The sequence below is a fragment of the Frankia sp. AiPs1 genome, assembly GCF_023716945.1.
In the GTDB taxonomy this organism is placed as follows: Bacteria; Actinomycetota; Actinomycetes; order Frankiales; family Frankiaceae; genus Frankia.
The window spans coordinates 1-11,963 of the sequence record NZ_JAMQQF010000154.1; the positions used below are offsets into that span (position 1 = coordinate 1).

General features: G+C 71.4%; 8 protein-coding genes and 1 pseudogene. 1 reads left to right on the forward strand and 8 read right to left on the reverse strand.

The window, feature by feature from the left end; translation table 11 throughout:
- The 7 genes and pseudogenes from ND748_RS15415 to ND748_RS15445 form a co-directional block, all read right to left on the reverse strand.
- Window positions 1-534 (reverse strand): annotated as a pseudogene (locus ND748_RS15415) (hypothetical protein); the annotation flags it as partial.
- Complete coding sequence (locus ND748_RS15420; RefSeq protein ID WP_374215931.1) at window positions 531-1,046, reverse strand: RNA polymerase sigma factor; 516 nt, start codon at window positions 1,044-1,046, stop codon at window positions 531-533. The pseudogene ND748_RS15415 and the gene ND748_RS15420, both read right to left, overlap by 4 nt.
- Window positions 1,047-1,471: 425 nt before the next feature.
- Entirely contained in the window at window positions 1,472-1,915 is a 444-nt protein-coding gene (gene cynS / locus ND748_RS15425) for a cyanase (RefSeq protein WP_251746500.1), read from the reverse strand.
- Between the two features lie 278 nt (window positions 1,916-2,193).
- A complete protein-coding gene (gene ctaD / locus ND748_RS15430; protein ID WP_251746501.1) occupies window positions 2,194-3,912 on the reverse strand; it encodes a cytochrome c oxidase subunit I in 1,719 nt (572 codons plus the stop codon).
- A gap of 538 nt (window positions 3,913-4,450) precedes the next feature.
- The gene (locus tag ND748_RS15435) at window positions 4,451-7,231 is read right to left on the reverse strand and encodes an ATP-binding cassette domain-containing protein (protein ID WP_251746502.1); all 2,781 of its coding nucleotides are present in this window, start codon (window positions 7,229-7,231) and stop codon (window positions 4,451-4,453) included.
- A 177-nt stretch (window positions 7,232-7,408) separates the two neighbouring features.
- A complete protein-coding gene (locus ND748_RS15440) occupies window positions 7,409-8,629 on the reverse strand; it encodes a hypothetical protein (protein ID WP_251746503.1) in 1,221 nt (406 codons plus the stop codon).
- 49 nt (window positions 8,630-8,678) lie between these two features.
- Window positions 8,679-9,338: an ATP-binding protein gene (locus ND748_RS15445; protein ID WP_251746504.1), complete on the reverse strand. Its 660-nt coding sequence runs from the start codon at window positions 9,336-9,338 to the stop codon at window positions 8,679-8,681.
- A gap of 238 nt (window positions 9,339-9,576) precedes the next feature.
- On the opposite strand from ND748_RS15445, the gene ND748_RS15450 reads away from it, so the two are divergent.
- A complete protein-coding gene (locus ND748_RS15450) occupies window positions 9,577-10,230 on the forward strand; it encodes an MOSC domain-containing protein (protein ID WP_285902166.1) in 654 nt (217 codons plus the stop codon).
- Between the two features lie 57 nt (window positions 10,231-10,287).
- On the opposite strand, the gene ND748_RS15455 is transcribed toward ND748_RS15450, so the two are convergent.
- Window positions 10,288-11,963: peptide synthetase (locus ND748_RS15455; RefSeq protein WP_374215932.1), on the reverse strand; the 1,676-nt coding region annotated here is incomplete at its 5' end.

The window sequence follows — 11,963 nt, forward strand, 5'->3', positions numbered from 1 at the left end:
GCCCGGTCCGCGCTCGCCGACGGCCCGATCCACCCCGGCCCCGACCGCCGCCGAGCCGGCCGCGAGCGAAGTGACCTGGACGAACCGACGCCGCGTACCACGCCGGCGCCCCGCGCCCACCCCACCGCCGGGCGCCGTGCCTGACGCGGCCCGGTCTGAGGCTGCCCGATCTGGCCCAACCCGGTCTGGCCCAACCCGGTCTGGCGCAACCCGGTCTGAGGCGGCCCGATCCGAGGCTGCCCTGCCTGCCGCGGTCCAGTCCGAGGCTGTCCTGCCTGTCGCGGCCCAACCTGGGGCGGCATCGTGGGAGCTGGCCTGGTCGGCAAGGGCCTGGTCGGCAAGGGCCTGGTCGGCGAGACGCTGGTGCAGCCGGGCAACGAACTCCTCGTTCGGCACGTCGCTGCCGGGTCGGGCGGCCCGCAGCGTGATCGCCGCGCGCAGGGCGGCGGCGTCCTGCGGGTCCGCGTCGAACCGTCTGGGCCGCCGGTGGCCGATCAGGTCCTCGACGAACCGGCGCAGTCCTCGCCCGCTCACGGGGTCATCTCGTCGCCGAGCCGGGCCGCCTGGCGCAGCGCGCGGTGCTGGAGGACCTTCGCGTTCCCGACCGTGATCCCGAGTTCGTCGGCGGCCTCCCGCAGCGTGCACGCCTCCAGGAACCGCAGCCGCAGGATGCGGGCGTACCGGTCGGGCAGCGCGGCGAGGATCGCCTCCGCGCGAGCAGGGTTGTCCAGCGCCGGGCCGGCCGGGGCGCCAACGGTGGTGAACATCGTCTGGGCGGAGTCCTCGTCGAGCGTCGTGACGGCGACGCCCAGGGTTCGCCGCCAGTGCGCGGCGAGCACCGTCCGGGCCGTCGCGACCAGGTACGCCCGCACCTCACCGACGCTAGCCGACACCCGCAGGGGACGCAGCGCCGCCATGAACACCTCGGCCGTCAGATCCTCGGCGTCCGGGCGGTTCCCCACCTTCGCGAACATGATCCTGTACACCCGCTCCACGTTGTCGCGATAGATCTCCTCCCAGCCGGGATAGACGTCATCGGACACCACCCGCAACCGCGGCGGATCAGGACGCGAGAACACGCCGACACCGGTTCCGGCTCCGCTGCCGACCCCGGCTCGGACACCGACACCGGTTCCGGTTCCGGTTCCGGTTCCGGCTCGGCGACCGGCGCCGCCCAGGCCGCCGCCGTCACGACCGTCGCCCGATGCGAAGCCGTCGCCGCCCCCGACCGCCTCCTCGTCCGTCAGGGTGCGTCGTCGGATCCGGGCCCGACCACCCGCCACCGGTCGCCACCGCCTCACAGCTCGCCATCGTCGCCGATCTCTGGCCTCACCCGTACAGATAGACGGCAGGGTTACACCCCCCGCCGGCGGGCCATGCTGACGCAGACCCCGAGTTGGCCCAGTCGCCGCGGGGCGCGGTTCCGCGGAACCGCCGGAAGCACCGGCCGACCACGACCGGTCGAGCGCTGTCAGTAGCGGCGGTAGGGGAGGAACTTTCCGCTCATCGTGATGTTCACCCGATCACCGGCCGGGTCAGGCTCGCGCTCGATGTTCATCCTGAAGTCGATCGCGCTCATGATGCCGTCGCCGAACTCCTCTCCGATCAGCTCCTTGAAGGTCGTCCCGTACACCGACACCAGCTCGTGGAAACGATAGATCAGCGGGTCGGTCGGGACGTCCGTCGGCAGCGAGCCGCGGTAGGGCGGCTCGGTGAGGAGCACGGCCGCCTCGGCTGGCAGGTCGAGCAGCTCGATGAGCGTGGCCGCCTCGGTCTCGTCGAACGACATCTGACCCAGGCACCCGGCGGTGACCCACTCCTTGCTCCGGCCCACCGCCTCGGCGATCGACGCCCAGCTCAACGCCTTGCGGCGCCGGTTGGTGACGATCAGCTCAGTCAGTTCGGACCGATTCACGCGGGGCCTCCCAAGGGCGGGGCGATCGACACCGGCCATCGTCCGGACCGGCCTGGCCAGTGTCCCCGACGCACCGTCCGTCCCGAAACCCTCCCATACATTGCCTCAGTCGAAGATCCTGTGCGTGCGCCGGCTGGCGGAGGTGATGAACGAGCCCTACCTGCGGGCCTGCCGGTCCCGGCGGCTGGCACTGGCGACTGGCGCTGAGGGGCGAAAACTGAACCGCCCCGGGTTCACAGGAAGCCGGGGCGGTTCGGTGGCACATGTGCGCGTGGTTCCTATTCCTTGCGGCGTGGGAGCTGCGTGCGCGCGTCGCCGAGCTCTGGCGTCGCGTGGTAGTCGACCAGGCCGACGACCTGCGGGTAGTGCAGGTCGAAGGCGGGGCGCTCGGAGCGGATCCGCGGCAGGGTCTTGAAGTTGTGCCGCGGCGGCGGGCAGGACGTCGCCCATTCCAACGAGTTGCCGTAGCCCCACGGGTCGTCCACCGTGACGATCGGGCCCTTCCGGTACGACGACCACAGGTTGTACAGGAACGGCAGCGTCGACAGCGCAAGCACGAAGCTGCCCGCGGTGGCGATGGTGTTAAGCGTGGTGAAGCCGTCGGCCGCGCTGTAGTCGGCGTATCGGCGCGGCATGCCCCGGACGCCGAGCCAGTGATCCACCAGGAAGGTTCCGTGGAAACCGAAGAACATCGTCCAGAAATGGATCTTCGCCAGCCGCTCGTTCATCATCCGGCCGGTGACCTTCGGGAACCAGAAGTACACCCCACCGAAGCCGGCGAACAACAGACCGGCGACGACGTAGTGGAAGTGGCCGACGACGAAGTAGCTGTCCGAGACGTGGAAGTCGATCGGCGGGCTGGCCAGCAGAACACCGGTCAGGCCACCGAACAGGAACGTCACCAGGAAGCCGACGGCGAACAGCATCGGCGCCTCGAAGCTGATCTGGCCGTGCCACATCGTGCCGATCCAGTTGAAGAACTTGACCCCGGTCGGCACCGCGATGAGAAAGGTCAGGAAGGCGAAGAACGGAAGCAGCGCCGCGCCGGTGACGTACATGTGATGTGCCCACACGGCGATCGCCAGCGCCCCGATGCCGATGGTCGCGTAGACCAGCCCCTTGTAGCCGAACAGCGGCTTGCGGGAGAACACCGGGATGATCTCGGTGATCATCCCGAAGAACGGCAGCGCGATGATGTACACCTCGGGATGCCCGAAGAACCAGAACAGGTGCTGCCAGAGGATGGCGCCACCGTTGCTGGCGTCGAAGACATGCGAGCCGAACCGGCGGTCGGCCTCCAGGGCGATCAGCGCGGCCGCGAGCACCGGGAAGGCGATCAGCACCAGGATCGAGGTCACCAGCAGGTTCCAGCAGAAGATCGGCAGCCGGAACATCGTCATGCCGGGCGCCCGCAGGCACAGGATCGTCGTGATGAAGTTGACCGCGCCCAGGATGGTGCCCAGGCCGGAGACGGTCAGGCCCACCACCCACAGGTCACTGCCGACGCCCGGCGAGTAGGCGGCGTTCGACAGCGGCGCGTAGGCGAACCACCCGAAGGAGGCGGCACCGTTCGGCGTGAGGAAGCCCGCGGTGACCGTCAGGCTGCCGAACAGCCAGAACCAGAACGACAACGCATTCAGCCGTGGGAAGGCCACGTCCGGCGAGCCGATCTGCAGCGGCACCAGGTAGTTCGCGAACGCGAACGCGATCGGTGTCGCGAACATCAGCAGCATCAGCGTGCCGTGCATCGTGAACAACTGGTTGTACTGCTCGTTCGACATGTACTGCAGGCCCGGTCGGGTGAGCTCGGCCCGCATGAACATCGCCAGCACCCCGGCGAACGCGAAGAACAGCAGCGAGACGATGAAGTACATCACCGCGATGTCCTTGTGCGACGTCGTCCGCAGGTACTGCAGCAGGCTCCTCACGACCTTGGGCGGGGCCTCCGCGACCGGTGGGTCAGAATGCCCGGCCGGCGTATCGTGCACGAGTGTCACATTCCACTCCCGATCGTGTTGCCGCTGCCGGCGGTGGCGCGCGCGGTCCCGGCGACGGGTGTCACGACCGCCGCCGGGCAGCCCACAATGAATGTGTCGTTACCGTCGGCGGGGACGGGCCCGACGGATAGACGGCCCCGGGCCGCGCGGCTCGGCGCACCGGCTGATAAACCTGCCGGCGCTGGTCACGTTATCCACGCGCCGGTTGCCACGACCCTGCCTGACGTCCCACCTTCGGAGGAACTCCGGCACCCGGGCCAGGCGCACAACGTCCTATTGCCGCTCCGGCCCGCCCTCGGCCGAAGCGGCCGCCATCCTTTTTCGGATCGGCCCATGGGCCGCCACCAGCGGGTTCCAGGCTGCGGAACGGGCAACGAGGTTCTCAACGCCGCCTGGGACGAGCGCCGCGGACGATCAGATCAGCTATGACGGCCGGCCGGCGGGCCGAACCCCTGAATTCCGAGATCGCCACCCGAACGGGCGGCCCGCCCAACCGGCTGGGCGGGGCCGCGACGACGATCGCGCGCCTCGCGCACCGTCACCTCGAGTAATCGGCAGTCTCCGCGGCCGACCTTCGCTTCCGGCCCGTCTTCGGGTCCAGGCGGCGGAGCAGCATGTACGTGATGCCGATGTAGACCACCGTGACCACGATCCCGGCGCCGACGTCGACGGCGTACTGCCGTTTCGTGTGCTCGAACAGCCTGTCCGGCTCGGGCGCACGCGGGTTGACCGCCACGGTCTGGCCGGCGACGGGCTGGCCGTTGACGGTCTTCGGCCGCTGGACGCCGGCCCGGGTGATCGTGTTGAAGTCGGCGTCCGCGGCCATCGCCGCGAAGCCCCACCTGGCTGGCGAGACGACGGCGACCTGCTCCAGGCCCGTCTTCCCCCCGATCGGCACGATGCCGGCGGAGAACACCAACTGCACCATCGTGACGATGACCAGCAACGGCATCGTCTTGTCGGCGTTGTCCACCAGCGCCGAGATCACCAGTCCGACCATGCCGGAGGCAAAGGCCACCACGAACACCGCAAGCATGCATTCCAGCAGCGAGTCGCCGAGCATCAGGTGGCCCGGTGGCTGCCGGAAGACGAGGCCGATGAGCGTGAACGGGATCACCTGCAGGACGGTGATGATGAACAGCACGCCGACCTTCGAGCCGACGTACGCGCCTCTCGACAGGCCGATCGCGCGTTCCCGCTGATAGATCGCCCGTTCCTTGACGATCTCGCGTACCGAGTTCGACATGCCCATGAAGCAGGCGCACAGCACCATGATCAGGAAGATGGTGGGCCCGTCCGAGTTCGGCGTGAACCTGTCGTGGGTGTCAGCGAAGTTTCCGCTGATCGCCCGTGGGATCACGCCCAGCACGAACGGGAACGCGATCGCGAGGCGCAGGTAACCCTTGTCGGACGCGATGACCGACAACGTCCGTCTGCTCAGCGTCACCAGCTGGGAGAGCACCGACTGCTGCCGGATACTCGGCAGCTCCTCCCGGGCGGGACGGGCTGACGGCGCCGTCACCGACGCCGGCACGTAGTGCCGGGACTGGCGGAAACGCGCCGCCGAGTCGGCGCCGGCGTTCTCCTGCAGGCGCAGGAAGACCCACGGATAGCCCTGTTCACCGAAGAACGGCAGGGCGTCCTGCGGTGGGCCGAAGTAGGCGACGTAGCCGCCCGGCGCAAGCACCAGGACGTAGTCGCACAGGTCGAGCTGCGCCACCGAGTGCGTGACGACGATGACCGTGCGGCCGTCGTCGGCGAGCGTACGCAGCGACTGCATGACCTGCAGGTCCATGCCCGGGTCGAGACCCGAGGTCGGTTCGTCGAGGTACAGCAGCGTGGGCCGGGTGAGCAGCTCCAGCGCCACGGAGACCCGTTTGCGCTGGCCGCCGGACAGCCTGGCGACGGTCGTGCCCGCGTGCGGGGTGAGGTTCAGCTCGGCGAGGACCTCGTCGATTCGCCTGGTCCGCTCCGACTCCGTCACGTCCGGTGGGAACCGCAGCTTGGCGCCGAACTCCAACGCCTTACGCACGCTCAGCGAGGTGTGCAGGATGTCGTCCTGCGGGACGTAGCCGATCCGGCGGCGCAGCTCGTCGTACTCGGTGTAGAGGTCCCGGCCGGCGTAGCGGACGGTGCCCTTGTCGGCCGGCCGGAAACCGGTCAGCGCATTGAGCAGCGTCGACTTTCCGGCGCCCGACGGGCCGACGACGCCGAGCAGCGCCCGGCCGGGCAGCCGGAAGGTCATGTCGTGCAGGAGCTGCTTCTCGCCGGCCCACACGTTGAGGTGCTCGGCTTCGAAGCTGACGTCGCCGGAGTCGAGGTACTCGACGAGCAGGTTGCCCTCGAGCTGGAAGACGTGGTGGCCGATGGCGATGATGGCGCCCTGCTCGACCTTCGCGCGCTCGATGCGGCGACCGTCGACGAACGTCCCGTTGGCGGACTCCAGGTCGACGAGGTCCACGTTCGGGCCGTCGACGATCGGGCCGTCGACGATCGGGCCGTCGACGATCGAGGCGCCGACGATCGAGGCGCCGGCAGTCGGGCCACTGACGGTCAGCGAGGCGTGGTGGCGGGAGGCCAGCAGGTCGGCGATGACGATGTCGTTGTCACGGGCGCGACCGATCGTCATCGTCCCCGGGCGCAGCGAGTAGGTGGTACCGCGCTCGTGTTCACGGTCCAGTCGGGTGTGTCCGCCGCGCTCGGCCTGGTCGGGGTCGGCGCCGCCCGGGGCAGCGCCGACAGGAGCTGCCCCGACAGGGATGACGCCGACAGGGGTGACCCCGCCCGGGGTGACACCCGCAGGGATGACACCGCCCGGGGTGACGCCGCCCGGGGTGACGCCGACTGGGGTGACGCCGACGGGAGTTGCGCGGCGGCCGGCGGCCTGGTCTTCGGGGCGGGGCGGCCGGGGGACCTGGTTCGACGTGCGCGGCGGGAGGTAACCGGTCTGGTTGGGCAGCATGGTCTGCATGTCCGCGCCCCCGCCATGAGGGTCAACCGGTGCGGACCCCTGCGCGGGGCCCTCGGCGCGCAGGACAACCTCGGGGCCCGTCGACGTGCCCAGCCGGAACCGCGCCTCGCCGCGGACCTCGACCGTGTTCAGCATCCGGCTGCCGTCGAACCAGGTGCCGTTGGAGCTGACATCCCGCACGGCCCAGCCACGATCCGTCGCCTCGATCATCAGATGCTGCCGGGAGACCCGACCGTCCGCGATCACATGGTCCGCGTTGCGCGCTCGGCCGATGATGAACCGCGGTCGCCCCGCGGGCACGATCACCTCGCCGGCCTCGCTCGTCACCGTCAGAACTGCCGTGGACACGTGTCTCCTCCTCCACGACGAAACACCGGGCGGACAGCCCCGCCGAGTTCCACGAATCCTTTCCGCCCCACGGTCATCGAACAAGCCCCGCGCACGTCCGACGGCGCAAAATACCCCCGTTGTCCGCCCACCGACCAGGTCCACCGCGACGGTCCTCCCGGACCGCTACGCGACTGGTCAGCCGGCGAGCGCCGCCGATGAGCCGGTCCGCCGAGCGGCCCGCCGGGCACGGCGGGGCAGCAGGGTCGAGCCGGCGAGCAGGCCGGCCGCGAACACGGCGACCGCGACCCAGAAGCCGGCGGTCATGGCGTGCGCCGTGTCCTGCACGACACGTCCGGGTGCGGGGTGCGGGCTCTGTCGGGCGAGGATCACCGATCCGATCACAGCCACCCCGAGCGTGCCGCCCAGTTGCCGGACCGTCTGAACGAGGCCGGATGCCTGCGGACGTTGCGCGGCGGTGACCCGGCTCAGCGCATCGGTGTTGATCGGCGAGAGGACCAGGCCGAGCCCGAGAGCCTCGGCGACCTGGCCGTTGACGGTCACGGCGCCCAGCGCCGCGCCGACCGGGTCGGCGGGGACCGGGTCGCGGCCACCGAGCAGGGTGAGCAGGTCACGGTGCTCGGTCAGGACCTGCCGTGCGCGCTCGGGCAGCGGGTCCGCCAGGGTGGCCCGGACCAGGTCGAGGGCCGCACCGACCCGGGCCCCGGTGGACAGGGCGAAGATCTGTACCCGGCGCAGTTCCGAGAGCACGGCGGGGTCGTCGGTGCGCGCGACGGCGTCGCCGGCCACCGCGGCCGCTCGGGCCATCTGCCCGGACCGGGCCAGCGCGCGGGCACGGGTCACGGCGAGCGTCGCCGCCCGGCGGTCCGGGTCGGGTAGTCGGGCCGCCGCCGCGAGCAGATCCGCGGTCACCCCCGGGGCAGCATCGAGCTCGACGCCGGTGTCGTGCACGGCGTCGAGGACGACGCCCGCCGCCGACGCCGAGGCGATCAGGTGCCGCGGGCGGTCGGGGGCGGGAAGCTGCCGGGCGGCGGCCGTGTGCAGCAGGCGGCGCAGTGCACCAGGCGTCGCCTCGTAGACCGCCGTCCGGTAGGCGTCGTGGACGAAGCGAAGCAGGTCTCCGCGTTCCTCGAGCAGGCCGGCAGTGACCAGCCGCTGCACCGGTCCCAGCAGGGCGATCGGCGACACCTCCAGCAGGCTGGCGACCCGTTCCGGCTCGCTCGGCCCCAGGACGGCCACCGCGCGGGCCACGTCCAGATCGTCGCCGCGTAGGTCCGCGACGCGCTCGGCGATCGTCTCGTCCAGCGACGGCACCGGCGGGGACGAGGGGCCGGCCAGTTCGATCACGTCGGTCCCGGTGACCGCCCCGGTCCGCGTGAGCGCCTCGAGCAGGGCCACGACATGCAGGGCGCTGCCGGCGACGGGCAGCAGGACCGTGCGCAGCCGGTCACCGGGCCAGCCCCCCGGTGACGTCGTGGACCAGCAGGTCGAGATCGATCGCGTCCAGACCGGGCAGCGCCCACTCGCTGACTCCCCGCTGCGCGAGCAACCGCGCCAGCAGGTCATGGTGCGGCTGCGGACGGCGGCTGCCCACCAGGAAGACCGCGGCGTCGCCGCCCAGCGCCACGATCTGGGCGAGGATCGTCAGCGATTCCGCGTCGGCGAACTGCAGGTCGTCGACCATCAGCACGACCGGGCCGCGGGCGATCTCGGCGTCCAGCGCCGCCATCAGGGCGTCGGCGAAGTCCGGCGGCAGCCGGCCGGGACGGTCCACCCCGAGCAGGTCCGCGGCCAACGCGAACGGCCGAGCCGCGGCCACCTCCTCGGCCGCGGCGATGCGGACCGGCACGGTGAGCCGCTCGGCGGCGGCCCGCAGCAGGTGGGACTTGCCGGCACCCGACGGGGCCGTGAGGACGACCGCGGTCGACGCCGCGGAGCCCGAGCCGCCCGCATCGACGCCCGGCACGCCCGGCACGCCCGGCACACCCGGGACGCCCACATCGATGCCTGGGACGTCTGGGACGCCTGAGGCGCCCGCACGGACGGCCCGCTGCACCTCGGCGACCAGCGCGGGAACGACATCGCGCCGGGCCTGAAACCGCGGCACGCTCCGCACCCGACCCCCCAACCTGGCAGGCCGAATTGTAGTGCAGCGCCGCGGACGTCTGCTTCCTGTCCTGCTTTCACGCTGTCCGGTCCGTCCGGCTGGCAACCCGTCGGGCGCGGCCGGACGCGGCGGGTCCGCTAGAATTGGGGGTGCGACGTGCGCGGACGATAGCAGTGGGGCGCCCGGACCGCCGACGGAATTCCCGCGCTTCCGCTCGACCATGGGATAGTGGCCCCTGATGGGATGTGTCCTTACTGTCAACGTCGCCGTGGTCCGGACCGACGCGTGGACCGGTCGGCAGGGGCGCAGCGGGATTGACAAGCGTCCCGTCGAGGGGCCGGTGCACGTCGGCCGGGTCGGCCTGCGCGGAGACACCATTTGTGACCTGACGTTTCACGGCGGCGTCGACCGGGCCGTGTACGTGTTCGCGCACGAGGATTTCTCGTGGTGGTCGAGTCTCCTCGACCGCGATATTCCTCCCGGTAGCTTCGGTGAGAACCTGACCTCGGCGGGGATGGACGTCACCGGCGCGCGGATCGGCGAGATCTGGGCCGTCGGGTCCGCCGTGGTCCAGGTGACCGCGCCCCGTACCCCGTGCCGCGTCTTCGCCGGGTTCTGGGATGTCCCCGATCTCATTGCGCGCTTTTCCCGGCGCGGTACGCCCGGCGCGTACCTGCGGGTGCTGACCGAAGGCGCGGTCGCCGCCGGGGACCCGGTCACGGTTCTGCACCGACCCGGTCACGGGATCACCGTCGGACAGGTCTTCCGGGCGGTCATGACCGACCCCGACGAGCTACCCGCGCTCGGCGGCATCACGGCTCTCCTCCCGGAGGACATCCGCGACCGGGTCCGGCGGCGGCTGGCCCGCTCCGAATCCAGCAGCGGCGGGTAGCCGCCCCGGTCGCGCCGGGGTCGGGGGCGCGGGCGGCGTCGCCCGACCGGCGCGGGCTCAGAACTTCAGGTACATGTCGTCCGGGATGATCGGCTGGTGGTAGGTGCACGATCCGGACAGCACCGTGGATCCGTGCAGCCGCGACTTGGGAATGAGAATCTTGTCGCCGTCGCTCAACGCGATCTTGTGGGTGACGTTGTTCCAGAAGTGCATGTCCCCCGACTCGATCATGACCAGTCGGTGTTCGTCATGGACGTGCGTCGTCGACGTCTCGTCGCACGACTCGACGAACGTGTCCAGGTCGACCTCGATCCCCTCGGTCGTGAGGTAGGCGTCGATCGCCCGCGCCTTCGCCTTGTACTCCTCGATCGAGTCCGCCCAGGCGATCTGCGCGGCGAGGTCGCGGTCCCACCGGCGGGCGAGTTCGGCGGCGTCGGAGAAGCCGGCATGGAACGCGGTCAGGGCCGCCTCGCCGGACAGCGCGACCAGCGGGGTGAGCAGCGTGTCGACCAGGTCGTCCAGGGTGTCCGCGGTCACCGTCGGCGGTCGCGCGGTGAACAGGGCCGGCCGCTCGCCGAGGCCGTCCTCGACCGCGTCCGCCCAGGCGGTGGCCACGACCGCGTCGTCGATGCGCTGGTGCACGAACGCGCCGAGCAGTTCCGCGTGCCGGTGCGGCGAGCGCGACAGCAGGTGGAGATGGTTGCCGCGGGCCAGGGAGGTGTTCAGGTAGAGCTGCCAGTACGCCCCGACGGTGGGGGTGAGCCCGGCCGCGGCGAGCAGCGTCGTCCACGCCGACGAGTCCGCCACCCAGCGCCGGTAGTCGTCGAGCAGCAGTTCCCGGGCGGGGGCGTGGGCGGGGTCGTACTCGCCGAGCGACGCGCGGGCGGTCGCCGTGCGGGCCGCGGGCAGGAACGCGCAGAGCTGCAGCAGCGCGAACGTCGTCGCCTCGCGGCGGTCGCGGGTGTCGCTGAGCACCGCGAACGCCTCCCCCGGACGGTCCCGGCGTTCCTCCCAGTAGCCGCGCAGGTGGCCCCGCACCCCGTCGACCGACGGGCCGGCCGGCAGGGACGGGCGCTGGGGCGTCAGGAACGAGAACAGGTGGCGTTCCAGGACCGGCTGGGCGAGCGTGCCGCGCAGCCGGTTGCCCGCGCCGTAGAAGTCCGCGCCGTCGCGATCGGCCGCCGCGTTCCGGTTCGGCGGCAGGTGCAGCAGGTCCGCGTCGTAGCTGTTGCGCAGCATCCGGTGGCCGAGCAGGCCCGAGAGCTTCAGCGTGTCGTCCGGTCCCAGCACGGTGCCGTAGTCCAGCCAGGCCAGGTCGGCGGGCCGGACCGGGCGGCGGTACGGGTCGTTCTCGGTGGTCAGCTCCTCCCATTCGGCCGGGCGGAAGGCGGGGTTCGAGGCGAACGAGCGCACCAGCGCGTGTGCGCCCGGACCGTCCTGGGCGGCCTCGACCAGGCGGGCCAGCTCGTCGAACCCGACGGGCTCGACGGGTTCTGACGGGCCGGTCGGCTCGACCGGCGCCGTGATCTGGTCTGTGGTCATGGAGTTCCCTCCCGTGCGGGGTTGGTCGATGGCGGCGGGTGGGCCGGCCGCGGCGAGCGCGCGCCGGTCGATCTTGCCGGCCGCGGTCAGCGGCAGCTCGGCGACGTCGACGAACGTGTCGGGGACCATGTGCTCGGGCAGCTGCCCGGCCAGCACGGCGCGCAGGTTCGCCGGGCCGCCCGCCCCCGCGC